The 25870-nt window shown below is 68.7% G+C and carries 28 protein-coding genes and 1 tRNA gene; 19 read left to right on the top strand and 10 right to left on the bottom strand.

The features are described from left to right. The 3 genes from B2Y21_RS00765 to B2Y21_RS00755 all read left to right on the top strand — a co-directional run. On the top strand, positions 1 to 325 hold a 325-nt coding region (locus B2Y21_RS00765), incomplete at its 5' end, for a response regulator (RefSeq protein WP_292056011.1). A gap of 66 nt (positions 326 to 391) precedes the next feature. After that, positions 392 to 1453, top strand: a complete 1062-nt coding sequence (locus B2Y21_RS00760; protein WP_292056009.1) for a response regulator — start codon at positions 392 to 394, stop codon at positions 1451 to 1453. Positions 1454 to 1523: 70 nt separating this feature from the next. Continuing rightward, positions 1524 to 2063 (top strand): phosphoribosyltransferase, encoded by a 540-nt coding sequence (locus B2Y21_RS00755; RefSeq protein ID WP_292056008.1) that lies wholly within the window; start codon positions 1524 to 1526, stop codon positions 2061 to 2063. Positions 2064 to 2214: 151 nt separating this feature from the next. On the opposite strand, the gene lysA is transcribed toward B2Y21_RS00755, so the two are convergent. Genes lysA through argH form a run of 3 tightly spaced genes read right to left on the bottom strand, consistent with a single transcriptional unit; the run spans position 2215 to position 5180 of the window. After that, positions 2215 to 3492: a diaminopimelate decarboxylase gene (lysA, locus tag B2Y21_RS00750; RefSeq protein WP_292056006.1), complete on the bottom strand. Its 1278-nt coding sequence runs from the start codon at positions 3490 to 3492 to the stop codon at positions 2215 to 2217. Positions 3493 to 3528: 36 nt separating this feature from the next. After that, entirely contained in the window at positions 3529 to 3765 is a 237-nt protein-coding gene (gene lptM, locus B2Y21_RS00745; protein WP_292056003.1) for an LPS translocon maturation chaperone LptM, read from the bottom strand. Beyond that, a complete protein-coding gene (gene argH, locus B2Y21_RS00740; protein ID WP_046652370.1) occupies positions 3762 to 5180 on the bottom strand; it encodes an argininosuccinate lyase in 1419 nt (472 codons plus the stop codon). Before argH ends, lptM begins: the two co-directional genes overlap by 4 nt. Between argH and B2Y21_RS00735 the strand changes: the two genes are divergently transcribed. Further along, complete coding sequence (locus B2Y21_RS00735) at positions 5179 to 5817, top strand: TlpA family protein disulfide reductase (protein ID WP_292056000.1); 639 nt, start codon at positions 5179 to 5181, stop codon at positions 5815 to 5817. The two genes, argH and B2Y21_RS00735, sit on opposite strands and share 2 nt — an antisense overlap. Before the next feature lie 53 nt (positions 5818 to 5870). On the opposite strand, the gene B2Y21_RS00730 is transcribed toward B2Y21_RS00735, so the two are convergent. After that, positions 5871 to 6176 (bottom strand): hypothetical protein, encoded by a 306-nt coding sequence (locus B2Y21_RS00730; protein WP_292055998.1) that lies wholly within the window; start codon positions 6174 to 6176, stop codon positions 5871 to 5873. 68 nt (positions 6177 to 6244) lie between these two features. Beyond that, complete coding sequence (locus tag B2Y21_RS00725) at positions 6245 to 7531, bottom strand: hypothetical protein (RefSeq protein ID WP_292055996.1); 1287 nt, start codon at positions 7529 to 7531, stop codon at positions 6245 to 6247. Between the two features lie 136 nt (positions 7532 to 7667). Between B2Y21_RS00725 and B2Y21_RS00720 the strand changes: the two genes are divergently transcribed. From B2Y21_RS00720 to B2Y21_RS00695, 6 genes are all read left to right on the top strand, one after another. Continuing rightward, positions 7668 to 7744: transfer RNA gene (locus B2Y21_RS00720), tRNA-Arg, on the top strand. 29 nt (positions 7745 to 7773) lie between these two features. Further along, complete coding sequence (locus B2Y21_RS00715) at positions 7774 to 8559, top strand: LuxR C-terminal-related transcriptional regulator (RefSeq protein ID WP_292055994.1); 786 nt, start codon at positions 7774 to 7776, stop codon at positions 8557 to 8559. A gap of 37 nt (positions 8560 to 8596) precedes the next feature. Next, positions 8597 to 8953 carry a hypothetical protein gene (locus tag B2Y21_RS00710; protein WP_087140527.1) on the top strand — a complete coding sequence of 119 codons (357 nt, stop codon included), beginning with the start codon at positions 8597 to 8599 and terminating at the stop codon, positions 8951 to 8953. 26 nt (positions 8954 to 8979) lie between these two features. Further along, positions 8980 to 9414: a hypothetical protein gene (locus tag B2Y21_RS00705; RefSeq protein WP_292055991.1), complete on the top strand. Its 435-nt coding sequence runs from the start codon at positions 8980 to 8982 to the stop codon at positions 9412 to 9414. 86 nt (positions 9415 to 9500) lie between these two features. Further along, on the top strand, positions 9501 to 9920 hold the full coding sequence (locus B2Y21_RS00700; protein WP_292055989.1) for a TadE/TadG family type IV pilus assembly protein: 420 nt from the start codon (positions 9501 to 9503) through the stop codon (positions 9918 to 9920). A 1-nt stretch (position 9921) separates the two neighbouring features. Next, entirely contained in the window at positions 9922 to 11565 is a 1644-nt protein-coding gene (locus B2Y21_RS00695; RefSeq protein WP_292055988.1) for a TadG family pilus assembly protein, read from the top strand. A 16-nt stretch (positions 11566 to 11581) separates the two neighbouring features. On the opposite strand, the gene B2Y21_RS00690 is transcribed toward B2Y21_RS00695, so the two are convergent. Beyond that, a complete protein-coding gene (locus B2Y21_RS00690; protein WP_292055986.1) occupies positions 11582 to 12937 on the bottom strand; it encodes a M23 family metallopeptidase in 1356 nt (451 codons plus the stop codon). 328 nt (positions 12938 to 13265) lie between these two features. Here B2Y21_RS00690 and B2Y21_RS00685 point away from each other — a divergent pair, with 328 nt between their 5' ends. The 4 genes from B2Y21_RS00685 (at position 13266) to B2Y21_RS00670 (ending at position 17455) form a co-directional block, all read left to right on the top strand. Then, complete coding sequence (locus B2Y21_RS00685) at positions 13266 to 16481, top strand: intermembrane phospholipid transport protein YdbH family protein (protein WP_292055984.1); 3216 nt, start codon at positions 13266 to 13268, stop codon at positions 16479 to 16481. A gap of 88 nt (positions 16482 to 16569) precedes the next feature. Further along, positions 16570 to 16758 carry a YnbE family lipoprotein gene (locus B2Y21_RS00680; RefSeq protein WP_040346241.1) on the top strand — a complete coding sequence of 63 codons (189 nt, stop codon included), beginning with the start codon at positions 16570 to 16572 and terminating at the stop codon, positions 16756 to 16758. A gap of 20 nt (positions 16759 to 16778) precedes the next feature. Then, entirely contained in the window at positions 16779 to 17138 is a 360-nt protein-coding gene (locus tag B2Y21_RS00675; RefSeq protein ID WP_125900424.1) for a YdbL family protein, read from the top strand. Between the two features lie 8 nt (positions 17139 to 17146). Then, entirely contained in the window at positions 17147 to 17455 is a 309-nt protein-coding gene (locus tag B2Y21_RS00670; protein WP_200166405.1) for a hypothetical protein, read from the top strand. Positions 17456 to 17458: 3 nt separating this feature from the next. Here B2Y21_RS00670 and B2Y21_RS00665 read toward each other — a convergent pair whose 3' ends face one another. Continuing rightward, a complete protein-coding gene (locus B2Y21_RS00665; RefSeq protein ID WP_292055974.1) occupies positions 17459 to 18607 on the bottom strand; it encodes a DNA cytosine methyltransferase in 1149 nt (382 codons plus the stop codon). A gap of 96 nt (positions 18608 to 18703) precedes the next feature. Here B2Y21_RS00665 and B2Y21_RS00660 point away from each other — a divergent pair, with 96 nt between their 5' ends. The 5 genes from B2Y21_RS00660 (at position 18704) to B2Y21_RS00640 (ending at position 22357) form a co-directional block, all read left to right on the top strand. Beyond that, on the top strand, positions 18704 to 19168 hold the full coding sequence (locus B2Y21_RS00660) for a COG3650 family protein (RefSeq protein ID WP_292055972.1): 465 nt from the start codon (positions 18704 to 18706) through the stop codon (positions 19166 to 19168). Between the two features lie 82 nt (positions 19169 to 19250). Beyond that, positions 19251 to 20384 (top strand): acyltransferase family protein, encoded by a 1134-nt coding sequence (locus B2Y21_RS00655; RefSeq protein ID WP_292055970.1) that lies wholly within the window; start codon positions 19251 to 19253, stop codon positions 20382 to 20384. 32 nt (positions 20385 to 20416) lie between these two features. Beyond that, positions 20417 to 20947 (top strand): CHAP domain-containing protein, encoded by a 531-nt coding sequence (locus tag B2Y21_RS00650; RefSeq protein ID WP_292055968.1) that lies wholly within the window; start codon positions 20417 to 20419, stop codon positions 20945 to 20947. Positions 20948 to 21005: 58 nt separating this feature from the next. Then, a complete protein-coding gene (locus B2Y21_RS00645; protein WP_292055965.1) occupies positions 21006 to 21848 on the top strand; it encodes a tryptophan 2,3-dioxygenase in 843 nt (280 codons plus the stop codon). A gap of 59 nt (positions 21849 to 21907) precedes the next feature. After that, positions 21908 to 22357, top strand: a complete 450-nt coding sequence (locus B2Y21_RS00640) for a PA2169 family four-helix-bundle protein (RefSeq protein WP_292055963.1) — start codon at positions 21908 to 21910, stop codon at positions 22355 to 22357. Positions 22358 to 22506: 149 nt separating this feature from the next. Here B2Y21_RS00640 and rplS read toward each other — a convergent pair whose 3' ends face one another. The 3 genes from rplS to B2Y21_RS00625 form a co-directional block, all read right to left on the bottom strand. Then, positions 22507 to 22923 (bottom strand): 50S ribosomal protein L19, encoded by a 417-nt coding sequence (gene rplS, locus B2Y21_RS00635; protein WP_292055961.1) that lies wholly within the window; start codon positions 22921 to 22923, stop codon positions 22507 to 22509. A gap of 16 nt (positions 22924 to 22939) precedes the next feature. Then, complete coding sequence (gene trmD / locus B2Y21_RS00630) at positions 22940 to 23650, bottom strand: tRNA (guanosine(37)-N1)-methyltransferase TrmD (RefSeq protein ID WP_292055958.1); 711 nt, start codon at positions 23648 to 23650, stop codon at positions 22940 to 22942. A 171-nt stretch (positions 23651 to 23821) separates the two neighbouring features. Continuing rightward, positions 23822 to 25660 carry a DUF885 domain-containing protein gene (locus tag B2Y21_RS00625; protein ID WP_292055956.1) on the bottom strand — a complete coding sequence of 613 codons (1839 nt, stop codon included), beginning with the start codon at positions 25658 to 25660 and terminating at the stop codon, positions 23822 to 23824. Between the last annotated feature and the right edge of the window lie 210 nt (positions 25661 to 25870).

The raw sequence follows: 25870 nt of genomic DNA, 5'->3' as shown, positions 1-25870 counted from the left end.
CGCCGGTCGCGCCGATGGCCATCCGGCAGTGCTGCTACTGGACCTGAAGCTGCCCAAGGTAGCCGGTCTGGAAGTGCTCAAGACCGTACGCGAGACCGCCGAGCTGCGTAGCATTCCAGTGGTCATGCTGACATCGTCGCGGGGAGAACCCTGCCTGATGAAAGCCTACGAGCTCGGGGTGAACGCTTACGTCGTCAAACCGGTCGAATTCAAAGATTTTGTCGCCGCAATCTCCGACCTCGGCATCTTCTGGGCCGTGCTCAACGAGCCACCACCCGGTTCGCTGCGACTCAAGCGCGCGCGCAACAAAGACGAAAAGAACTGAACGAGCATTGCCGGCCCGCGCCTGGCGGGCCGTTTCGATGATTCCTGCTTCCTCGACAGGATGGATATGCCAGCGTCAAAGAACATCAGCGTCCTGTTCATCGAGGACAGCCCGAACGACGCCGAACTCGCCCAGCTGGCGCTGGAGCGCAGTGGCTACACCCTGCACACCGAGCTAGGCTACAGCCAGGCCGGCGTGGTGAGAGCGCTGCAGCTACGCGCCTTCGGTCTGATCCTGGCGGACTTCATCCTGCCAGGCTTCTCCGGCAGCCAGGCCTTGCAGGAAGCGCGTCGGCTGGCGCCACAGACCCCCTTCATCTTCCTCTCCGGCGTGTTCGGTGAGGAGCACGCGGTCAACATGATGCGCTCCGGCGCCGTCGACTATGTCCTCAAACAGAACCTTGGCTTTCTGCCCAAGGCGGTGGAACGCGCGCTGGCCGAAGTCAACGAACGGCGTCGCCGTCTGCAGGCCGAGCAGGCGCTGCGCGAGGTCGAGGTGCGCGCGCGCCTGGCCATCGATGCGGCACGCCTGGGCATGTGGGACTACGAACCACAGAGTGGCGCGCTGATCTGGGACCAGCGCTGCCGGGCCATGCTCGGTATCGGTGAACAGGACCCGGTAGACATGCCGCTGTTCGAACGGCTCTGCCACCCGGAAGACCGCAAGCGGATACGCGAGGAGATCGCCCGCGCCTTCCCCCCGGCGGCGGGGGTCTACAAGTGGCTGGGTCTGGACGTGAACACCGTCGGGCTGGAGGTCGAGGCGCTGCGGGGCCGCACCACGCCGCATGATCCCGGCCGCACCCTGGTGTCGGGCGCGCTGCGCAACATTCGCGACATCGAAGTCGTTCCGCCGCCGCTGGTCGTCGTCCTCAAGGACGCCAAGGGCGCGACGGTGACGCGCCGCGTCCTGCGGCTGGACGGGCCGCCCATCCTGCCGGGCCAGGTGCAGGGCTTCGCCGTGGTCATTCCCGATCCTCAGGGGCGGGTGGCGGGATTGAGCGTCGACTATCTGCTTGAGGACGCGCCCAGGCCTGCCGCCAAGGCGTCCTCCAAGTCGCTCCCCGCGCCGCGCGCAAAGACCTCGGCCGACAGCGCCGTGCGGGAAGACGGCGGCCTGCGCCGCTGAGCGGCCTCGACCTTGGTCCAGCCGCTTCGCCTCTCGACTCCGCCCCCGTCCAGGCGGTATCGGCGGGGGCATGGCTGACACTCGAGCGACCCCCGCCCCCACGGTTCTTCTGTCCCAGGCCGAGATCGAGGCCGTCGTGGCCGATCTGGCGCGCCGCATCGCCCCCCATGTCGACGACGAGACGGTGGCCGCCGTCCTGCTGACCGGCGGGCTGTGGTTCGCCGCCGACCTGACCCGCGCCCTGGCGCGCGAGGGCCGCAACGTCCGCTTCGACGCCCTGTGGCTGGCCTCCTACGGCGACGAACAGACCAGCCGGGGCCGGATCGAGGTCCGCGCCCCCTATCAGCGCTCGCTCGACGGGCGGAAGGTGCTGATTCTGGATGACGTGTTCGACACCGGCCTGTCGCTGGCCGAGGCGGTGCGGATCACCAAGGAGGCGGGCGCGGCCGAGGTGCTGACCTGCGTCTTCGCCCGCAAGCCCTGGCCCAAGCCCCGCGCGCCCGAGCCCGACTTCGTCGGCTGGGAGGCGCCGAACCGCTTCCTGGTCGGCTACGGCCTGGACCACGCGGGCGGCATGCGCGGCCTGCCGGACATTTGCGCGCTGGACTGAGGCAAGTGGCGAGGTTTCGCCGGCCGCCTCTGACCCCTCTCCCGGCGGGAGAGGGCTTGAGCGCACGAGAGCGTCAGCGATCGTTCTTGCGCGAAAGGGTGAGGGGCTTGTCCCGTCAGTCGGCGTTAGCCGTCGCGGAACTCGCTACTCGCTATGCGAGCCAGTCCGCCATCGGTTCGCGGGCGAACATTTCGTCATAGGTCGGGCGTGGGCGGATGACGGCGTAGCGGTCGCCGTCGACCAGAACCTCGGCGGCCAGGGGGCGGGTGTTGTATTCGCCGCTCATCACCGCGCCATAGGCCCCGGCGCTCATGAAGACCACCAGGTCGCCTGCCTTCAGCGGCGGCAGGTCGCGATCGCGCGCGAAGGTGTCGCCGGTCTCGCAGACCGGCCCGACCACGTCGTGGGGCAGGGCTTCGCCCGCCGTCGGCCGCACCGGCTTCAGGTCGTGGAAGGCGTCGTAAAGGGCCGGGCGCATCAGATCGTTCATCGCCGCGTCCAGCACCAGGAAGCGGCGGCCGTCCGTCCGCTCGTTGACCTGGATGACGCGGCTGAGCAGCACGCCGGCGTTGGCAGCCATCAGGCGGCCGGGCTCGAAGGCGGCCTCGACATTCAGCCCGTCCAGCACGCGCGCGGCCATGGCTGCATAGTCGGCCGGGGACGGCGTCGCCGTCTCGCCGTAGTAGGGCACGCCCAGGCCGCCGCCGAGATCGAGGCGGGTGACGCCGTGTCCCTGGGCGCGCAGCTCTTGCGTCATCTGGCGCAGCACCCGGAAGGCGGCCTCCAGCGGAGCCAGGTCGGTGATCTGGCTGCCGATGTGGCAGGCCAGGCCCACGGGCGTGACGTGAGGCGAGTTTGATGCGCGGGCGTAGAGGGCCATCGCCTCCTCGACCGGCACGCCGAACTTGTCGCCCGCGCCGCCGGTGGTGATCTTGGCGTGGCCGCCCGCGCCGATCTTTGGGTTCACGCGGATGGCGATGGCGGGGGCGGCGCCCCTGGCGGCCGCGACGGCGATCAGCCGGTCCAGTTCGGCCGAGGACTCGACGTTGATCTGGCGCACGCCGACATCGATGGCGAAGGCCAGTTCGGCGTCGGTCTTGCCCACGCCGGAGAAGATGATGCGCTCGCTCGGAACGCCCGCGGCCAGGGCCCGGCGGATCTCGCCCTCGGACACGGTGTCGGCGCCGCAGCCGAGTTTCGCCAGGGTCGCCAGCACCGACAGGTTGGAGTTGGCCTTGACCGCGAAGGCGATCAGGGCGTCGCCCAGCACGTCCTTATGCGCGTCGCACGCCTCGCGCAGCAGGCCGTAGTGACGGCGCAGCGTGGCCGAGGAATAGACGTAGGTCGGGGTGCCGACCGTCTCCGCCAGCGCCTCCAGCGAGACGCCCTCGGCGTGCAGGACGCCGTCCTTGAGATCGAAATGGTGCACCGGCGGGGAGTCCAGTCAGAAGGTCGGAGCGAAGGCTCAGTTCACCTGCGGCGGCTTGCCGAACGGGTCGGACGTGCCGTTGTCGATGGGCATCTGGCGCGGCGGCAGGTTCTGCATCGCCGGTTCCGGCAGGTGCTCGGCCGAGCGGTCGCGGATGGCGCGCTCGGTCTGCTTCTTCGGCGTGGCGCCTTGCGGCGGTTCGAGGTCGGCCATGCGGCCGCAAGCCGAGAGCAGAAGGGCGGCGGCGCCCGCCAGGATCAGGGTCTTTTTCACAGGCGGCTTCTCCAGTCGGCGATGCGCGCGCGGACCTGTTCCGGCGCCGTGCCGCCGAAGCTCTGGCGGCTGGCGCAGGAGGCTTCGGGCGTCAGCACTTCATACACGCCTTCGGTGATCCGGCCATCCAGGGCCTGCAATTCCGTCAGCGGCAATTCGCCCAGCCCCAGACCCAGGGCCTCGGCCCGCTTCACGGCGGCGCCGGTGACGTGGTGCGCCTGGCGGAAGGGCAGGTTCAGCTCGCGCACCAGCCAGTCGGCCAGGTCGGTAGCGGTCGAGAAGCCCGCGCCGGCGGCGGCGGCCATCCTTTCGGTGTTGGGGCGGATCACGGCGACCATGGCGGTCATGGCCGTCAGCGCCAGGTCGAGCGCGTCGAAGGCCTCGAACACCGGCGGCTTGTCCTCCTGCATATCCTTGGAATAGGCCAGCGGCAGGCCCTTCATCACCGTGGTCAGGGCGATCAGGGCGCCGTTGATGCGGCCCGTCTTGGCGCGCACCAGCTCGGCCGCGTCGGGGTTGCGCTTCTGCGGCATGATGGACGAGCCGGTGGTCAGGTCGTCGGGCAGGGTGGCGAAACCGAACATCGGCGTCATCCACACCACGATCTCTTCGGCCAGTCGCGACAGGTGGCCCGCCGCGATCGAGGCGGCGGCCAGGCTTTCCAGCGCGAAGTCGCGGTCGGACACGGCGTCGAGGCTGTTGGCCATCGGGCGGTCGAAGCCCAGCGCCTTGGCCGTCATGTGGCGATCGATGGGGAAGGGCGACCCGGCCAGGGCGGCGGCGCCCAGCGGGTTCTCGTTCATGCGGGCGCGGGCGTCGGCGAAGCGCCCGGCGTCGCGGCCGAACATCTCGACATAGGCCATCAGGTGGTGGCCGAAGGTCACCGGCTGGGCCGTCTGCAAATGGGTGAAGCCCGGCATCAGGTCGCCCGCGTGCTGTTCCGCCCGGTCCAGCAGCGCGCCTTGCAGATCCTTCAGCTGCGCCACGGTGCGGTCGCAGGCGTCGCGCACCCACAGGCGGAAGTCCGTCGCCACCTGATCGTTGCGGCTGCGCGCCGTGTGCAGACGCCCCGACGGCTCGCCGATCAGCTCCGACAGGCGGGCCTCGACGTTCATGTGGATGTCTTCATAGGCGTCGCGGAAGGGGAAGGAGCCGTCCCGGATTTCGCCCTCGATGACGTCCAGACCGCCCAGGATGGCCTCGGCGTCGGCCGGCTGGATGATGCCCTGCTGGGCCAGCATGCGACAATGGGCCCGCGATCCGGCCAGATCCTGCGCCCACAGGCGTTTGTCGACGCCGATGGAGACGTTGATGGCCTGCATGATGTCGGCGGGCTTGGCGCTGAAGCGTCCGCCCCATAGAGACTGCCCCTGAGCGGGGACATCTTGCTGTGGTTTGGAAGGCGTATCGGACATGAGCGGCTCTGGGCGGACTTGGGCGGGCGTGGCGACGTTCGCGGTGATCGGCGTGATCGGCGTGGGCGCGGCGCTGCTATACGTCAATCAGAAGGGCGGAGGCAAAGAGTCCGCGCCCGCCGCGGCCGAGACTGTCGACCCGCAGTTGGCGGCCTTCGCCAAGGGATCGCTGGCGGCGCTTCAGACGCCCGCCTCTCAAGACGCCTTTCAGGCGGTGTCCGGCTATGTGTTCAAGGACGCCGACGGCGGCGACGTCCGCCTGGCCGACTTCGCGGGCAAGGTGACGGTGGTGAACCTGTGGGCCACCTGGTGCGCGCCGTGCAAGATCGAGATGCCGACCCTGGCGGCCCTGGCCGACCACTACAAGGCGCGCGAGGATTTCGCCGTCGTCACCGTCAGCATGGATGTCGAGAAGACGGCGGGCGAGGCGCGGGCCTTCATCGCCGAGAACGCCCCGCTGGAATTCTACATCGACCCGAAATTCCAGCTGGCCTTCGAGTTTCCGGGCAAGGGCGCCATGCCCCAGACCATTCTGCTGGATCGTCAGGGCCGGGTGCGCGCCGTCCTGACCGGCGAGGCCGATTGGGCCAGCGCCGAGGCCAAGGCCCTGGTCGATCACCTGCTGGCGGAGGCGTAAGCCGACGAAGGCCCTCCCTCCTGCAGGAGAAGGGAGGGCGTCAGGTTGATGTCCTAGTTCTTGGCCGGGACGCGGGTGTCCGTGGCCGGATCGACGGCGCCGGGGCGACCCTCGGCGGCGGCCTGAGCCTGTTTGTCTTCCAGCTTGTCGGCGACCTTGCCCGCGCCTTCCTCGACCGCCTGGGCGGCCTTCATGGCGCCGGACTCGACGACTTCGCCCGTCTGGGCGGCGACGTCGGCGGCCTTGTCGCCGGCGGCTTCGGCGTTGGCTTCGGCCTTGTTCTGCTCGGCCTGGGTGCAGGCGGCGGCGCCGAGCGCCAGGACCGAGGCGGCGGCGATGGTCAGGATACGAATACGCATGGGTGAAAGCCCCTCTGAGATTTGAACCTTGGCGTTAACGCCTCTGGCCCGCCGGGGTTGCGACCGCCTCAGTCCAGATCGACCGGCAGCGTCTGGCTGGCCAGCAGCCGTTCCGTCGTCGTCCAGTGGTCCGGCCCCTGCCGCTCGACCCAGGCCTGCACCATGTCGCGGCCCAGGCCGTAGTTGATGACATAGGAGCGATAGGTCTCGATGAAGCTCAGCCGCTGCGCCGCCCGGTCGCGCGCGACGAGGTTGTATTTCTGCAGCTGGTCCAGAGCCGTCTCGCGGTCGATCCGCCCGGCCAGATAGTCGTCGGCCACCGTATATTCCGCCCGCGCCAGCTCGCGCGTCAGGGCCAGAAGCTGGGTCTGCGTCTCGGCGGTCGCCGGGTCCAGCCCCGCCAGCGGATAGAGGACGCGCGCCTCGAACTCGGTGCGCTCATGACCGGGGAAGGCCAGGTCGATGCCGTAGTTGGCGCTGCCCTCGGCGATGAAGGACATGGGGCTGAACAGGGGGTAGACGCTCATCTCGACCCAGCCCTTGTCCTTGACGAAGGTCTGTTCCAGCAGGGCGTTGTAGACGTGGTGGCCGGGATAGCCTTCGTGGCAGCCCAGATCGACCGCCCGGTCGATGTAGATGGGCAGGTCGGTGTTCACCTGGATCAGGCTGAAGGCGCCGCCCTTGAACCAGTTGTAGCCGGACCAGGGCTTGTCGTTGACGAACTCCAGCGTGAAGGTCTCGCCGGCGGGCAGGGCCATATGGCGCTCGGTGCGCGCCTTGCACTCGGCGATGGCCGCGCGCATCACCGTATCCAGCCGGTCCTTGGGGATGACGTAGCGGGCGCGGAAGGCGGCGACCCGCTCGGCCAACGGCCCTTCGCCGGGAACCAGGGCGTCGATGCGCGCCAGAACCGGATCATAGGACGCCAGCGGCCGCAACTCCGGCCGCACCCCGAACAGAGCCTCGGCCTCGTCAGCGAACCCCAGCTTCTCGCCCTGCAGCATCCGCAGCCGCGCCGAGGCCGCCGAGACATGGGCCAGCAGATAGGCGCGGCGCTGGCGGCTCTGGTCGTCCAGTCCCCATTCGGGCAGGGCTTCAAGGCGTCGGGTCAGGGCGGCCGCGCCTTCGGCCAACTGGGGCAGGGCGCGCGGATTGACCTTGGCCGCCTGGGCCCATTCGGCGGGGCCGTAATAGGCGTCGACATAGCCCGGCTCGCGCTCGCCGATTTCCAGCGTCAGGGCGACATAGTCGCGCGCCACGGCGTCCAGGCTGTCGGCCGTCGGCTTCGGCGACGCGGCGCAGGCGGCCAGCAGGACGGCGGCGCCCGCCAGGGCGGCGATGGTGGTGACGCGCATGATGCTCCCTCTCTTCAACCGGCACGCTAGGCTGTCGCGCGCCATGCGCCAAGAAGGGACGTCGCGCCGAGATTCAGGGATTGAGGCGATCCGGCCCATGCTGTAAGCACCGCCGTCCGGCCCTCGCGCCGCGCACGCACCCGTAGCTCAGCTGGATAGAGTGCTGCCCTCCGAAGGCAGAGGTCACAGGTTCGAATCCTGTCGGGTGCGCCACGTCTTCCCATGATGGTCGAATATCTCAGGTGCGTGGCGGATCGCTGCGGCGTCCCCTCGCCAATGAAGCGCTTTTCAAGAGTACGGCCTCGGCGGCGTCGTACGCGATGGTCATGCTGGCTTGTGTCGCTCAGGGCGGCGGGCGACACTTCATCGTCGAACGAACGTCGCAGGTGGAAGGCGTGACCGAATCCGTAGCGTTGCTGACCGAGCGAGAGCGCCAGTGCCTCCGGCTGGTCCATGCGCACTTCAACTCGAAGCAGATCGCGCGGGAGCTGGGCATTCGTCCGGGCACGGTGGATCGACATTGCGAGAACGCGACCAGAAAGCTGCAGGTCGAGAACCGCATCGCCGCCGCGCTGGCCCTCGCGGCCCGCGAAGGCGTTGGGGCCGGTTCCCAATCGGGCTCGTTCCCAATACCGAGTGAGGGGCTGATCGCATCGACTGAGGGGGCCGAAAGGACGCCCTATGTTGTCGAGCAACGATCCCATCCCCACCCTGCGTTGGGGCGAAGCCGAAGCCCTCTTCATGAAGATGGCGACGAGCGCCGCCAAACGCCGGATGCTGCCTCATCTCATGGAGGGGGCCCGCAAGCAGGCGCCGTTCCTGACGCCGACCGGCGTGATGAAGGAACTGGCCTATATCGCAGCGGCCATGTTGGACGTGAACTTCGCGCCGACCCAGTCGGACTCGGGCGTCTGGGAAGCATCCTCATCGTCTTCGGCGTCGCCGCCGCAGCCGCGTGGATCCTGACAGCCGCAGCCGGCGCCGAACAGTTCGCCTTCGTGCTGCAGAAGCTGCGGTACGGCTCCTGACGGTTCGCCGGCTACAACACCGGAAGACACTGAACTGATGAAGAGAACCGAGCAGGCGATTCTGATCGCCTCGCGCATTCAACGCGCGCTGAAACGAGCCGAAGACGGCCAGGATCAATCGATCGAACGTCTCGGCGGCCTCGCCCAGGCCCTGACCCGCGGGCGAAAAGACGCGGGCCTGTCGGCCACCGTCGGCCAGCCGGCCTTTGACGCCCTGGCCAGGGCGATGGCGGCTCAGGTCGCTGCGCAGGCCGCGATGGTCGAACTTCACGAGGCCCTCGCCGATGTGAAGGAGACGACGCGCTTCCGCGGCGTGCAACTGGTCGGCCTGGACAAGCAGGACCAGCCGGTGCCCCGCAACGTCCGCCTCTCGCTTATTGAACGGGTGGGCTGAATCGCTCGAGGGTGGCATGGTTCGTCATGTCACCCATCTTTCTGTTCACCATCATCCTGCTGATCGTTGCGACGGGACTTGCGATTATTCGCGGCGGGTCTTGGGAACGCGCCGTCGCGTTCGCCATCATCGTCGGGGGCGTCATCTCCGCCGTCGCGCCGTTCGACCATCGCTCGCCGCCCTGGTTTGCGATCGGTGCGGACGCGGGCGTCTTCCTGCTTATCCTGTATGGCGTCGTCAGCAACGGCCGTCGCTGGTTGGTCGCGGCGGCGGGGTTTCAATTCCTGGTGCTGGCCACACACTACGCCTTCGTCTCCAATCTGCGGTTGGAGCAGTGGGCCTATATTTCGGCCTATTACGTCTGGAGCATCGGCGTGATCGGATCCCTCATCGTCGGCAGTCTCGCCAGAAGACGTAACGGTCCGCCTCTGCAACCTGACGCGCGTCCCGACGTGGGCTGAGCATTCTCGGGCGTCGCACCCGTTCATCACGCGCCTTCATTCTCCTTTAAGTTGTGAATGTGATGATCCTCGCGTCATGAGGTGCGATGATGCGAAGCAAGGCGCGTATCCAGGACAGAAGGCGCGAAGGCGTGGCGGCGGTGGAGTTCGCCATTGTCGGGCCGGTGTTCATCCTGCTGCTGGTGGGGATGATCGTCTACGGCGGGTGGTTCTGGATGGCCCATTCCGTCCAGGCGGTCGTGTCCGAGGGCGCGCGCGCAGCGATCGCCGGGCTGGACGCGGCCGAGCGGGAGCGCCTGGCGCGCGAGGTGGTCGCCTCGCACCTCAAGGATATGGGTCTTGAAGCCGGCGACGCCGTTGTCGAGGTGCGCGCCGAGCCAGGGCGCGTCCGGGTGGAGGTCGCCTATAATGCGGGCGGCCATCCGTTGATGGCCCTGGCTCCCCTGACCGTGCCGCCGCCTCGTATCATTCGCCGCGCCGCCGTGATCCGCATCGAGGAGAGCTGAGATGCGTGGGCTCCGACGTCTGGGCGATGACCGGGGCGGGGTGGCCGTCATGGCCGCTGTGTTCGGCGCCCTGATCTGTGTTTCAGCGGCGCTCGCCGTCGACGTGGGCTCCATGATGCTGAAGGGGCGCGAGGTGCAGGGCGCAGCGGACCTGTCGGCCCTGGCCGCCGCCCAGACCCTGTCGCAGCCCCTGGCCCAGACCCAGGCTGCGGCGACAACCATCGCTCACGCCAATCTGGCGGATTTGACGGCGGTGCAGGTTCAGGTGGGGGGCTATGCTCCGGATCGTCGCCTGAAGCCGACGGAACGCTTTACGCTTGGCGGGGCCCAGCCCAACGCCGCCCGCGTGATCCTGAGCGCGCCGGCGCCGCTCTATTTCGGCCGCTGGATCATGGGGCGTGACAGCGTGGCGGTGTCCAAGTCGGCGACGGCGGCCCTGCCGGGCGGCCAGCCCAGCGCCATCTTTTCCATCGGCTCGCGACTGGCGAGCCTGGACGGGGGGCTGGCCAACGCCCTCCTGTCCGGCCTGTTGGGAAGCAATGTGTCGCTGACGGTCATGGATTATCGCGCCCTGGCCGACGCGCGGGTCAATCTTCTGCAATTCTCGGACGCCCTGGCGGCGGAGCTGGGCGTCACGGCGGGCGACTATGACGCCCTGCTGGCGCATGAGGCCCAGACCGGCCAGGTGCTGAAGGCGTTGGAGGCCGTGGCCGGTTCCGGCGCGCAGAGCGTGCTGGGCAAGCTGACCCGCTTGCCGGCGACCGCGACGGTGAGGCTGGATGAGCTGATCGGGGTCGAGGCGGACGCGCGCGAGGGCTTGCGGCGCGGGCTGGACGCAGAGGTCTCGGCGATGGACCTGTTGATGGCGACGCTGCAGACCGCCAATCAGGAGCGCCAGCTGGCCCTGGACGTGGGCGCTCGCACGGGATTGGCGGATCTCGACGTCATGCTGGCCATCGGCGAGCGGCCCAATCGCGCGCCCTGGCTGACCGTGACCAGCACCGGCGAGCCCATCATCCGCACGGTGCAGACACGCCTCTATCTGAAGGCGACGGCGTTGGACAAAGTCCCGCTGGTCGGCCTGCTGGCGCAGGTCAAGGTTCCCATCCTGATCGAGGCCGCCAGCGCCGAGGCGCGGCTGAAGGCGGTGCAGTGTCAGGGCGCGCCGCGCGTGCTGATCGAGGCGCGGCCGGGCGTGGCTCGCGTGCGCCTGGGCGAGATCGACGAGAAGCGCCTGCGCGACTTCAAGTCCGAGCTCAAGGTCAGCCCGGCCAGGCTGGTGTCGCTGCTGCTCATCACCATCGAGGGCAGCGCCGACATCCAGGTTGCGGACCTGGAGTGGAGCGAACTGCGCTTCACCGGAGCCGAGATCGGCTCGACGCAGCCCAAGAGCGTGCAGGCCAAGGGCTTTGTGAACGGCCTGCTGGTGACGCTGCTGCGGGACGCCAAGCTGACGGCCCTGGGCATACCGCTGCACCTGGTCACTCAACTGCTGGCGGCCGTTCTGACGCCGCTGGGGCCGGTGCTGGACGGCGTGGTTCAGCCGCTGCTGGAACTGCTCGGCGTCCGGCTAGGCGAGGCCGACGTCTGGGTGCATGGCGTGCGCTGTCCGAACCAGGGCGGAGTTCCGCAACTGGTCGGCTGAGGTCAGCGCTTGGGGGTCAGCCCTCGGCGGGACGCAGGCCGTTGGCGGCTTGCTGCACGGCGGCCGGACGGCGCTGGCCGCCGGCGGCGATGACGCGGTCGATGCGGGCCTTCTCGGCGCGGAAGGCGGCCAGATCGGCGCCCGCCAGGACGGTGCCTTCCTGGGTCTTGATGCCGGCCGGATTGATCCGCTGGCCGTTGCGCCAGATTTCATAGTGCAGGTGCGGGCCGGTGGAGGCGCCGGTCGAACCGACGTAGGCCACGACCTGGCCCTGGGTCACGCGCTGACCGGCGCGCATGCCCGAGGCGAAGCGCGACAGGTGGCCGTAGCCGCTTTCCAGGCCGTTCGCGTGGCGGATGCGCAGCCAGTTGCCGTAACCGCCCCAACGACGGGCCTCGACCACCACGCCGTCGGACGGCGCTACGACCGGCGTGCCGGTGGCGGCGGCGAAGTCCATCCCCTGGTGCATCTTGCGATAGCCCGAGATGGGGTGGGTGCGGACGCCGAAGTTGGAGCTGACGCGGCGGAAGTTCTGCAGCGGGGTGCGCATCATGGCGGTGCGCGTGTTCTTGCCCGTGGCGTCGAAATACTGGGCCGTCTTCGAGCCGGCGGGCTGGAAGCGGTAGAAGGCGTGGCCCTTCAACTCGGCGTAGAGCAGTTCGCCGGTCTCCACCGTGCGGCCCGATTCCGTGACCATGCGGTCGAAGACCAGGGTGAACTCGTCCGACGCGCGTACGTCACGCTGCATGTCGAACTTGTGGGCGAACAGCTGGCTGGCGCGGCGCACCACGGCCGAGGTGGCGCCCAGTTCGCGGGCGCTGGCCGACAGCGAGCGTTGCACCTTGTCGTTGGCGACGACGGTTTCCTCGGTGACCTTCTCGTCCAGCGAGCGCAGGCGCAGCGCGCCGTCGAAGCTGCGCGACACGGTCAGCTGGCTAGCCGGGCCGGTGCGCATGGTCAGGCCGATCAGGCGGGCGTCGCCCAGGCCGCCGCGCGGCTTGGACACGGCGGTTTCGAATCGCAGGCCCGCGCGCATGTCGTTCAGGTCGAAGGCGCTGGCGACCGTGGCGGCCACGGCCTTGGCCTCGTCGGCGCCGATGCCGGTGCGGCGCACGGCCTGCTCGAAGGTCTCGCCGCGGCGAATCTGGACGGGGATGGCTTCCGGGGCGGTCATGCCGGCCGGCGCAGCGGCGGCGGCGTAGGCCTGGGCTTCCAGCGATTCGATCTGCGCCGCAGTCAGGGCCGGAACTTCCTCGGCCTTCACCTGTTCATATCCACGACCGGCCAGCAGGGCGATGCCCACAGCGGCGCAGGTCGTCAGCAGGTGCGGCGCGAGCCGGACGGGCTGGCGGCGAGGATCGAACTGAGCCATGGGTCCCCGGCAAGTCGGCGACGCGTTCCGCGCCAAAACAGTCGAATCTCGACGCGTTTGCCGGTCGCCCGACGAACGCGAAGCGAGCCGTATAGCCCGCACGTCCCATCTTGGGAAGATGGAATGTTACGATTGGTTAACGTGGCGGCGATGAGGTGCAGTAATTTAGCGTTCTGCGTGAGTCTCGCGCCAAACTTCGCCTTCTTGTAGTCGAGGTCGATTGGTAGTGGCGGAGGTGTCACGCCGTAGTGCTCATTCTGCAACGACTGTTGTTGTCGCGCATTCTGTGGCGTTGTTGCCCTTCCTGTTAAGTTGAACGCCGCACCCCTTGACCGACGACATCGCCTCCTCAGGGTCCGACGCCGGATCCGCTCATTCCTCTGGCGCGCCGTCCGGAAAGGGCAGGCCGCGGCTGCGGCTGGCGGCCCGGACGCTGCTGATCCTGCTGGCGCTTCTGCTGGTGCTGGCCGCGACCCTCTATCTGAACCGGCGCGCGGCGGCGCGGGAGCTGCTGGTCGGCTGGCTGGACCGCAAGGGCATCGACGCCGACGTCGAGGTCGAACGGCTGGAGCTCAACGGCTTCGTCGGTAAGGTCTCCATCGGCGATCCCAAGAACCCCGATTTCAAGGTCGAGCGGGTCGAGGTCGACTACGCCGTGGGTCTGCCGTGGTCGAAGGCCGGGCTGGGGGTGACGCCCAGCCGCGTCCGTCTGGTCCGCCCGATCGTGCGCGCGGCGTGGAAGGACGGCGAGCTGTCGCTGGGTAGCCTCGATCCCCTGGTCGAGGAGTTCACAGGCAAGCCGCCCAAGCCGGATTCCCGCGCGCCCCTGGTCATCGTCGAAGGCGGCCAGGCGCGGCTCGACACCGAATACGGCCCGCTGCGTCTGCTGGCGGACGCGCGGATCGACGACGGCAAGCTGATGCGGCTGTCGGGGCGGATGCCCGCCGCCTCGCTCAAGAGCGGCGAGACCGAGGCGCGCGGCCTGGCCGGCGTCATCGAGGTGACGACCGTGGGCGACCGTACGGCGGTGAAGCTGAACGTCCAGGCCGAGCGCTTCGCCGTGTCGGGCGTCGGCGGGCAGGGGGCGGCCTTGAGCCTCAGCGGCGACCTGCCCTACCCGGACATGAAGACCCGGCGCGGCGACGGTCGGGTGGGGCTGACCGCGCGGTTGACGGCGGACGAACTGGCGAGCGCCGGGACGACGGCGCGCAAGGCGGTGGCGACGATGGAATTCGCCGGGGCGGTCGAAGGCTGGCTCAACGCCTATAGCCTCAAGGGCGAGGCCAAGACGGCGGCGACGGCGGACCGGCTTCAGGGCGAGGGGATGGAGGTTCGCCAGGCGGCGCTGGACCTCAGCCGCGTGACCCTGTCGACGTCGGGCGGGACGGAAGGTCAGGAGATGAAGTGGCGCGCGGCCTCGCCCCTGCGGCTGACGGCGGCGTCGGGCCGGTTCGGCGAGGCCCGCCTGACCCAGGCGGTCGTCGCCTCAAGCGCGATCGAGGCGGGCGGCAAGGGCGGCGCCTTCGAGGTGCGGGGTCCGGCGACCTTGAGCGCGCAGCGGCTGGCGACCGGCGCTGTGGCGCTGAGCGGCGCGCGCGGCCGCCTGGATTTCGACCTGGTGCGGGACTCCATCACGCGGATCAGCGCGACCGGCGCGCTGGGGGCCGATCGGGTTTCGGCGCCGGTGCTCGGCGCGCCGCTGGCCGACGACCTTCCGGAACTGGCCGAGTTGAAGAGGGCGCTGGGCGCCTTCGCCGTGGATGCGCCCCAGGTGCGGCTGGTCAGCGACAACGCCGGGGTCGAACTGACCCTGCTGCGGCCGATCACCGCCCGCCCGGCCAACGGCGGCGAGCTGAGGCTGTCGGCGGCGACGGGGCCGATCCTGTCCCTGACGGCGGACGGAGTGACGCGCGGGGCTTTCAGCGTAGCGTCGATGCGCGGCGGCGGCCTGCCCGAGGCGCGCTTTGACGGCGTTGAATGGCGGCTGACGTCGGGCGGCTTCGCAGCGAAGCTGAAGGGGCAGGCGGCCCTGGACTTCGGCCCGGCGCGCGGGATCGCTTTCAGCACCCAGGGCGAACTGGCCTCGGCGGGCGGGAGCCTGACCTATACGGCGAGCGATTGCATTCCGGTAACGCTGGACAAGCTCGACCTGGGCGAGAACTCGGTCGAGGCCGTGTCCGGCCGCGTGTGCCCGACGTCGGCGCCCTTGTTCGCCTCCCGGAACGGCGCCTGGCGCGCTCAGGCGCGGCTGGCCGATGTGGCGGCGACGGCGCCCGTCTTCGAGGTCGGCTTCACGGACGCCGAGGGCGACCTGGTCGTCGACGGCGCGGCCAAGGGGCTGTCGATGCGGGTGGGCGTCAGCAAGGCCCAGGTTGCGGACACGGCCGATCCGGTCCGCTTCCTGCCGCTTCAGGCCAAGGGCGAGGCGCGGCTGGCGGGCGACGTCTGGAGCGCCGGATTTGATCTCAGCCGACTGGAGCACGCCATCGGTCGCGTCGATGTGCGCCATGACGTTCAGGCTGAAGCGGGCGGAGCGGTGATCTCGGCGCCCAGCCTGGCCTTTACCGAGCATGGACTTCAACCGGACGACCTCAGCCCGCTCGTGGCCGACTATGTGAAGTCGCCGGTCGAAGGCTCGGCCGGGTTCGAGGGGCGGTTCGACTGGGCGGCCGAGGGGGCGACCAGTTCGGGCGTCCTGACGGTGCCGGAGCTGGATTTCACCAGCCCGGCGGGCAAGGTCCAGGGGCTGAAGGGGCGGGTGGAGTTCACCAGCCTGACGCCGCTGATCACCGCCCCGAACCAGACGCTGACCGCCGATCGGGTGCAGACGGTGACGCCGCTGACCGATCTTCAGCTGTCCTTCGGCCTGGACGAAAAGGCCCTGACCATCGGCGGCGGCCAGATCCAGGCGGCAGGCGGGCGCATCAGCGTCGAGCCCCTGTCCCTGCCGCTGACGCCGGGCGAGGGCTGGGGCGGGGTGGTCGTGGTCGAAGGCGTGCAACTGAACGAACTGCTGAAGAGCGCCAATCTTCAGGACAAGGCCGAGTTCGACGCCGTGGTGTCGGGGCGGCTGCCCTTCACCTATGATCCCAAGGACGGCTGGCGCATTGTCGGCGGGGTGTTGAACGGGGTGCGGCCCGGCCGTCTGTCGATCCAGCCTCAGGTGTTCGACGACCTGGCCGCCGGCGGCGGGGGCGAGGCGGGCGTCCCGCCTAACGCCATGCAGGATCTGGCCTATCAGGCCATGCAGGATCTGGCGATCAGCGACCTGACCGCCGAGGTCAACAGCCTGGATCAGGGGCGTCTGGGCGTCCGCTTCCGCATCAACGGCCGCCACGATCCGCCCGAGCGCGAACAGCTTCGCCTGACCTTCTTGGAACTGATCCGCCGCGACTTCATGACCAAGAAGCTGAATCTGCCGTCGGATACGCCGATCGACCTGACGCTGGACACGACCTGGAACGCCAACCAGATCATCTCGGATCTGCTGGAATATGCGCGTCGCGGGGAGACGCCCGTGCTGACGACGGATGAAACGCCTTGAGTCACGGCTGCGCTTTGTTCAGAACCCATTCACACGCCGCTGCGTTTAATGGCGGTGACTTCCAACGCCGCCTTCGGAGACCGGCCTCATGATCAGCAAGCGTCAGATCGTCGCCATGCTCGGCCTCGGCGCCGTCAGCCTGGCCGCATGCGCGCCTACGGTGAACATCAAGTTCAGCGAGCCGCTGCAGATCTATGCCAAGCTCGACGCCGACATCCGCATCAAGCTGGACCAGGAACTGCAGAACCTGCTCCGCGAAAACCCCAACCTGTTCTGAATGTGAAAGGGGGCTTTGACATGACTTACCGCAAACTCTTCGTGGCCGTGGCCGCTGTCGCTGCTCTGGGCGTCGCCGCCGGCGCCGCCGTGGCTCAGACCGCCTCGCAAAAGGCCCTGGTCGATCAGGCCAAGGCCGCCGGCGCGGCCGGTGAGCAAGCCGACGGCTACGTCGGCGTGCGCACCTCGGTGAACGCCGACACCCAGGCCGCCATCAGCGCGACCAACGCCGGTCGTCGCCAGGCCTACGCCCGCAGCGCCGCCGACGCCGGCACCTCGGCCGAAGTGGCCGGCGCCCGGATGTTCGAGACCCAGCTGCTGCCGCGCATCAGCTCGGGCCAGTGGTACAAGAACGCCCAGGGCCAGTGGGTCCAGCGCTGAGCTGAGCCATGAAGGCGACCTCCAGGAGCGGGCGACTTGTCCGGCTTCTGCGGTCGCTGGTTCTCGCCGTCGCCATATCGGCCGTCAGCACGCTTGGGCTGGCGGCCTATTGGCGTCTGATCGGCGGGGGCGAGATGAGCCTGCACGGCTGGATCGCCATGGGGCTGGGCGTGCTGGGTACGGTCGGCCTGGCATGGGGGTTGATGGCCCTGGCCTTCCGCTCTGATCGCGACGGCTGGGACGATCAGGTCGACAATAGCTTCGACCCTGGCATCGAGAGCGCCGAGGACCGCAAGGACGACGACCTCTACTACTAAGCTTCAGGCGGCGGCTTCCGCCTGGCCGGAGAGGGCGGGCAGGAACAGGCCGCGCGCCAGGGCGTCCACCACCGGCACGGCCACGGCGTCGCCCATCAGCTTCAGCGCCGCGCTTTCGCTGGCGGGCAGGCGATAGGCGTCGTCCACCCCCATCAGACGCGCGGCCTCGCGCCCGGTCAGCCGACGCATGGCGACGCGGCCGCCCTCGACGATGACGACATACTGGCGCGATGAACCGCCCGACGGCGTGCGTAGGCATCCGGCCAGACCGTCGAAGCGCATCTCCAGCCGTTGCAGCTTTTCGCCGTCCTTGGTTCGCACCCGGCGGAAGGCCGCGCCGACGCGCCGCTCGCCCGAGGCCCGGATCGTCTCCAGCCGCGCCCGGTGCAGCGGCGACAGCATGGCCAGCAGGGTCTGCGTCTGGGCCGCGTCGAAACAGGGAACGTCAGCCTCCAGCACGGCCGCCAGATCAAGGTTGCGGCGCGGGGGCACGGCCAGCCGCCACCAGGCCCAGTTCGCCTTCGCCGCTTCGGGCAGGCGCTCCCAGGCGGCGATCAGGCGCGAGGAATGGAAGGGCTGGGCGGGGGCGGGCAGGCGCGGCCCTTCGACGCCCCGCATGGCGACGATGAACAGGCGCGGGCGCGACTGCGGCAGCCACAGCCCCGCGTCGATCTCCAGGGCGCCGACCGTATAGCCGGCCTCGGCCATGGCCCCGCAGACGGCGGCGAAATCCTGCCCTTCGCCTGAGGTCAGCAGGCCGACGACGTTTTCCAGCACGATGACGGGCGGGGCGCGGCCTTCGGCGTCCAACCCCTGCATCAGCTTCCAGAAGCCCCAGAAGGCGCCCGAGCGCTGGGCCTTCAGCCCGCCGCGCGCGCCCGCCAGGCTGACGTCCTGACACGGGGACGAGGCCCAGCACAGGTCGGGCGCGCCTGGAACCTGATCCGGCGTCACCGCCCAGACGTCGGCGTGGATCAGCGAGGTCTCGGGATGGTTGGCGCGAAAGGCGCGCGCCTTGGCCGCGTCGATGTCATTGGCCAGGATGGTGCGGAAGCCTGTCAGTCCCAATCCCGCTAGTCCGCCGCCCGCGAAGAACTCGCAGGCCGTGAAGGCGGCGCCTGCGTTTGCTGCGGGGTCATGACGAATCGGCATGAGGGGACATTAACCCAGGCGAGCAGCTTTGGCGCCTGTCTTGACGGGGAGAAGGCAAACCGGGACTTTGGCCGCGAATTTTCAGAAAGGACCGCCATGCGCGTCGCCCTCCTCTCCGCCGCCGCCCTGTCCCTGACTCTGTCTTTGGCCCTGGCCGGCTGCTCGCAGCCCGCTGAAAAGGCGTCCGCCCCCGTCAAGGCCGAGCCGCGCGCCCTGGCGGGCGTCGATCTGGACCAGCCGGTGCGCGTTCTGGGAACCGAGCCCTTCTGGGCGGTGGAGATCAAGCCGGACGGCCTGACCTATTCCGGCGTCGACCGGGCCGAGCAGAAGGCCGCCAATCCCGGCCCGAGCCTGCAGGGCACGGTCGCCAGCTGGACCGCCAAGACCGAGGCCGGGACGGATCTGGCCGTCACCCTGACGGCGACGGACTGCTCGGACGGCATGAGCGACCGCACCTATCCCCTGACTGCCAAGGTCGAGATCGGGGGTGAGACCCTGACCGGCTGCGCCGCCGCCACGGCCGCCATCGAGAGGGCCGGGGAGAGTGGCCGCGTAGAATAAGGCGAAGCTGGCGCCCGGCTTGCATTGAGCGCTGTTATGCGGCCGGGCTGTCCCCGGTCGGTTCACAGGCCAGGATGGTCCCATGACGCCCGTAGCGACGCCGATCGACATCCGTCCCCTGACTTCGCTCAGGTTCCTCGCGGCCCTGTGGGTCGTGGTCTATCTGATGTGGCCCAATCTGGCGGTTGGCGGCATGCCCGCCCTGGCGGCCAAGGGCTACTTGGGGGTCGAGCTCTTCTTCGTCCTGTCGGGCTTCATCCTCAGCCACGTCTATCTGCAGGCGTTTGGCGAGAAGCGGTTCGGCTACAAGGGCTTCCTGTGGGCGCGCATCGCGCGGGTCTATCCGCTGCACCTGTTCACCCTGTTCGGCGTCATGGCTCTGGGGTTGGCGGCGACGGCGGCGGGCATGGCGATCGACGCCGGCATCCTCAGCTGGAAGACGCTGCTGCCCAACCTGCTGATGGTCCACGCCTGGGGCTTTGCGGGCGAGGCGGGCTGGAACCACCCGTCCTGGTCGATCTCGGCCGAGTGGTTCGCCTATCTGACCTTCCCCGTCTTCGCCGCCGCAGCGTGGAAGCTGCGGAAACGGCCGTGGCTGGCGACGGGGGCGGCGGCGCTGTTCCTTGCCGCCCTCTATGTCGGGTTTGAGCGCGTCGCCGGCTATCGCCTGACCGAGGCGACGTTCAAATGGGGCGCGCTGCGGATCGTGCCCTGCTTCGCCTACGGTTGCGCCCTCTACCTGGTCTATCGCCGGGCGCCCCTGCTGCGCGCGGGCCTGCTGGCCCTGGCGGCGGCGGTCGTGACGGCGCTCAGCGCCTCGCTGATGAGCTGGGACGGGATCACCGTTCTGTCCGGCGGCCTGCTGATCCTTGCCCTGGCCAGCATTCCGGCGAACAAGGCGGGCGTCCTGGGCTCCGCGCCCGCAGTCTATCTCGGCGAGATCAGCTATGCGGTCTATATGCTGTGCGCCCCGTGGCAGATCCTGGCGGTCAATGTCGCGGCGCGCCTGACCGGGGCGGAAGACAAGCAGCTTCCTCTCGTATTGTGGCTGGCGATCATCGCAGGCTTGATTGTCGCGGCCGCGATTGTTCATCAACTGATCGAGCGCCCAGCCCGTCGTTTCCTGCGTGGATGGGCGGCGAAGCGGCGATCATCTGTGGATCAGCCGGGGAAACAGTCGGAAACAGTTCTTCAACATTCTGACCCTATCGTCTAAGGCTTGTCCGCGTTCAGTCGGGAGCACGCCAGATGATGAAACGGCTCACAGCCGCCGCCCTTGCGGCAAGCCTAGGCTTTTTCGCCTTCACCACGACCCCGGCCCAGGCCGGCGATCCCTACTGGCAGTGCGTGACCTTCGCGCGCATGTTCTCGGGCATTCAGATCTTCGGCGACGCCTGGACCTGGTGGCGTCAGGCCGTCAGCAAGTTCCGCACCGGCGACGCGCCTGAGACTGGCTCGGTGCTGGTGTTCCAGCCCCACGGCCGCATGAGCGCCGGCCACGTCGCTGTCGTCTCCGACGTCCTGACCGACCGCGTGATCCGCGTCACCCACGCCAACTGGGGCGGCAGCCGCGGCAAGGTCGAGGAAAACGTCACTGTCGTCGACGTCTCGTCTTCGGGCGACTGGAGCCGGGTGAAGGTCTGGTACAACCCGATCAACGATCTGGGCACGACCGTCTATCCGACCTACGGCTTCATCTATAACGGCGCCCGCGACGCCTTCGCCAATGGCCGTCAGATGGCCGCCAACGCCGCTGCCGAAGACCGCGCCGCCAACTAGGCTTCTCGCGTCGAAAAAGGGTCTGGCCCCGCCCGGCTGATCGGGCGATAGCTGGCGTATGACCGAAGCAAACGACATTCGCGGACACGCTATCGAGACGGCCAAGCACGAGCCGCAGGGCGTGACCTACGCCGGCTATCTGGCGCTCGACGACATCCTGTCCGCCCAGAAGCCGCGCTCCGACCAGCATGACGAGATGCTGTTCGTCATCATCCACCAGACCAAGGAACTGTGGCTCAAGCAGATCCTGCACGAGGTGGCGCTGGCGCAGACGCTGGTGCGCGCGAGCGATCTGGTGCCCGCCTACAAGAGCCTGGCTCGCGTCAGCCGCATCCAGTCGGTGATGACCCAGAGCTGGGACATCCTGGCCACTATGACGCCCGCCGACTACCTGAAGTTCCGCGGCGACCTGGGCGCCAGTTCGGGCTTCCAGAGCGACCAGTTCCGCCGTCTGGAGACCATGCTGGGTCTGAAGGATCCGCGCTTCCTGCGCTTCCACGCCGAACGCCCTGACGCCCATGCGGCGCTGCAGGCGGCCCTGGAGGCGCCCAGCCTCTACGACGACGCCCTGCGTCAGCTGGCCAAGGCGGGCCTGCCCGTGCCCGAGGCCGTGCTCAACCGCGACGTCAGCCAGTCCTATGAGGCGAACGAGGGCGTCGAGGCCGCCTGGCTGGAGGTCTATCGCGACACCGAGCGCTGGTGGCCGCTGTACCAACTGGCCGAAAAGCTTGTCGATCTGGACGACGCCCTGCTGACGTGGCGGCACAAGCATGTGGTCACGGTCGAGCGCATCATCGGCCGTCGTCAGGGCACGGGCGGCACCGACGGCGTCGGCTATCTGGTCGAGACGCTGAAGCGCCGCTGCTTCCCCGAGCTGTGGTCTCTGCGCACCAAGCTGTGACGCTGGAAACCTTCGCCGCTGGCAGGGGTTTCTCTCTTGAGCAGCAACGGAGGTTTCCGATGAGCGGCAATAGCCACGACATCAAGACCCTCAACGGTTTGGTCGAAGGGCTGGTCGACAGCGCCGACGGCTATCATCAGGCGGCCGTGGAGGCGGCGGACGGCCCCTATCGCGCCTGGTTCGAGGCGCAGGCGGCCGAGCGGCGTCGCCTGGCCGAGGGCTTCAAGGCGGCGGTGCGCGAACGCGGCGGATCGCCCGAAGAGGACGGCTCTATCCTGGCCAAGGCCCAGCGCGCCTTCATGGACGTGAAGCACGCCCTGCTGCGCAACGACGCTTCGGTGCTGGGTACGATCGAGAGCGGCGAGGAGCAGTTGACCGCGCGGTTCGAGCGGGCGCTGGCGGATGAAGGCCTGTCCGCCACGACTAAGGAGACCATCCGCCGCGCCTATGACGAGGTCCGGGCGGGGCACGGCCAGCTCAGCGCCCTGAAACAGGGACTGGCGGGATAAAGAGGCGACGCTTCTCCCTCCCCATGAAGGGTAGGGATAGAAACCGCCCAAGCCCTCTCCCGCCGGGAGAGGGGCAATCGTGAGCAACAAAAAAGCCCCGGCGTTTCCGCCGAGGCTTTTGATCTTCAGCGCGAAGCCGAAGCCTGAAATCAGGCCTCGTCGCCAGCCTTCTCGGCCGTGCCGGTGGCGGGGACAGCGACCTTGCGGGCCGTCTGACGCTCGGCGATACGGGCCGACTTACCGCGACGGTCGCGCAGGTAGTACAGCTTGGCGCGACGGACGACGCCGCGACGCTTCACTTCGATGGAGTCGACGTTCGGCGACAGGATCGGGAAGCGACGCTCCACGCCTTCACCGAAGGAAATCTTGCGGACCGTGAAGGTCTCGTTGATGCCGCCGCCGTCACGGGCGATGCAGACGCCTTCGAACGCCTGGATGCGTTCGCGCTCGCCTTCCTTGATGCGCACGTGGACGCGCAGGGTGTCGCCGGGCTGGAAGTCGGGGATGGTCTTGCCTTCGAGCAGGCGGGCTTTTTCTTCGGCAGCGAGCTGCTGGACGATGTTCATAGTGTCTCTCCGGAGCTTATTTGCTCTTTAGCTGTAAGTTGGCGAGATGCCGCTCCCAGAGATCCGGGCGCCGCTCCCGCGTGGTCGCTTCCCTTTGTTCCTGACGCCATCTGGCGATCTTCTTGTGATCGCCTGACAACAGGATCTCGGGGATGTCGTGGCCCTCGAACGTCCGCGGTCGCGTGTACTGCGGATGCTCAAGCAGGTCGTCCTCGAAGCTCTCGGTGGACAGGCTTTCCGCCGCACCCAGAACCCCCGGAACCAACCGGACGCACGCCTCGATCGCCACCATGGCCGCCGCCTCGCCGCCGGCGAGCACCGCGTCCCCGACGGAGACCTCCTCGAACCCCCGGGCGTCGAGCACCCGCTGGTCCACCCCCTCGAAACGGCCGCACAGCACGACGATGCCGTCGGCCTTGGCCCATTCCGTCACTCGCGCCTGCGTCAGGGGTCGACCGCGTGCGCTCATGTACAAAAGCGGCCGGGATGGGCCTTCCAGGCTGTCGAGAGCCCTGGCCACCACGTCCGCTTTCAGCACCTGACCGGGACCGCCACCCGCAGGGGTGTCGTCCAGGAAGCCGCGCTTATCTTCGGAAAACGCGCGAATGTCCAGCGTCTGCAAGTCCCACAGCCCCTTCTCGCGCCAGGCGGTGCCGATCAGCGACACCCCCAGCGGTCCGGGAAAGGCCTCGGGGAACATGGTCAGGACGGTGGCGGTAAAGGGCATGGGCAGCCTCCTAGCCCTTCTCCCCTCGGGGGAGAAGGTGTCATGCGTCAGCATGACGGATGAGGGGGCGGGCGGATGAAGGCGAGACGTCAGCCGCGCGTGCGCTGAAGCCTCCCCCTCATCCGGCTTGTTTCACAAGCCACCTTCTCCCCCGGAGGGGAGAAGGAAGACTTAGTTGGGCGCGCCGCCGCCCTTGGCGATCCAGGCGTCGACCAGGTCGCCCAGAACGTCCAGCGGCACGGCGCCCGAGCCCAGGACCACGGTGTGGAAGTCCTTGATGTCGAAGCGGTCGCCCAGCGCCGTCTCGGCCTTGGCGCGCAGCTCCTCGATCTTCAGCTCGCCGATCTTGTAGCTGGTCGCCTGGCCGGGGTTGGTGATGTAGCGCTCGACCTCCTTCTGGATGTCGCGCTCGGACAGCAGGGAGTTGTGGCGGAAGTAGTCCATCGCCTGCTCGCGGCTCCAGCGCTTGGCGTGCAGGCCGGTGTCGGTCACGAGACGCACCGCGCGCCACAGCTCGGTCGAGAGGCGGCCGAAGTCGGAATAGGGATCCTGATAGAAGCCCATCTCCTTGCCCAGGCGCTCGGAATACAGGCCCCAGCCTTCGGAATAGGCGCCGTAGCCGCCGAAGCGGCGGAAGCTGGGCAGGTGCTCCATCTCCTGCGCATAGGCGATCTGGAAGTGGTGGCCCGGCGCGCCCTCGTGATAGCTGATGCCCTCGATCTGGGGCTTCAGCACCTGGGTCATGTCCGACAGGTTGACGTAGTAGATGCCGGGGCGCGAGCCGTCGGGCGCAGGCGAGTTGTAGAAGGCGATCGAGGCCGTCGCCTCACGGAACGGCTCGACCGCGCGGACCTCCAGCGGGGCCTTGGGCAGGTTGGAGAACCACTGCGGCGCCACGGCCATGACCTGGGCCACGAAGGCGCGGGCGTCGGTCAGATAGGCTTCCTTGCCTTCCGGCGTGTTCGGATACTGGAACTGCGGATCCGTCTTCAGGAAGGCGAAGAAGTCCTGCAGCGAGCCGGTGAAGCCGACCTGGGTCTTGATCGTCTCCATGTCGCGCTGGATGCGGGCGACCTCGTCCAGGCCGATCTGGTGGATCTGGTCGGCGGTCAGGTCGGTGGTGGTCGAGAGCTGCAGGCGGGCGTTGTAATAAGCCTCGCCGTTGGGCAGGCGCCACACGCCCGCGTCGCTGTCGGCCTGGGTCTGCGCCTGGCCGAGCGCCGCCAGAACCGTGTCGAAGCCGCGCTTGTAGGGGCCGGTCAGGGCCTCGCGGGCCGAGGCCAGCAGGCGGTCCTTGGTCGCCTGATCGGCGTCCAGGGCGGCGATCTTCTTCTGGAAGTCGGCCCAGACCGGGTTGTCGGCGCCGCCGTCGAACGGCGCGCCGGCGATCACCGCGCGGGTGTTGTCGATCGAGGGCTCGAAGACGAAGCGCGGCGAGACCACGCCCTTGCCGGCGCGCGCCGTCAGGGTGTCGGCCACCTGGCCCATATAGCGTTCGGCGGCGTTCAGGCGGGCGACATAGGCTTCGGCGTCCGAGACGCTGCCGATGCGGTGGTTGTTGATCAGGAAGACCGGCAGGCTGGTGGTCGGGTTGCCGTTGGCGGCGAACTGGAAGCCCCAGTCGCGCCACTGGTTCGACAGGCGGGCCTGCTGCACCCCGTGTTCGAACAGGCGCCAGGACAGGCGGCTCTGCTCGCTCAGCTTGGTCGGATCGAACTGGGCCTTCATCTGGGCCAGCTGAGCTTCCTGCAGGGCCAGCGAGCGTTCGGCGGCGGCGTCGGAGACGTCGTCCAGCTTGTCATAGTCGGTCTTGCGGCCCAGCGAGGTCATGCGCTGGGGGCTCAGCGCCACGCGCGCCTCGAAGGCCTGTTCGAAGAAGGCGTTGAGCCGGGCGTCCTCGCTCTGGGCCTGGGCGGCGGCAGGGGCCGGCGAGGCTCCTTCGGCCATGACAGCGGGCGCGGCGGCGCAGAGCGCCAGGACGGCGGCGGATGAAATCAGAAGACGACGCATGAGAAAGACCCCCCTCGGTACAATAAGGGCGGCACTCTTCCCCGAAGCGCCGCCGCAGGCAAGCCGCGAGGTATCCGAGGTGAAGATCGCGCATGGCGACAACTATATCCCTCTCCCGGCGGGAGAGGGCTTGAGCGCACGGCGGCGTAGCCGTCGTTCTTGCGCGAAAGGGTGAGGGGTTTGTCCTGTCAGTCGGCGTGAGCCGTTGCG

Origin of the sequence: Brevundimonas sp. UBA5936, assembly GCA_002430835.1 — a bacterium.
GTDB lineage: Bacteria > Pseudomonadota > Alphaproteobacteria > Caulobacterales > Caulobacteraceae > Brevundimonas.
The sequence above is the reverse complement of the archived record's forward strand: the minus strand, read 5'-3'. Positions and strand labels throughout refer to the sequence as shown.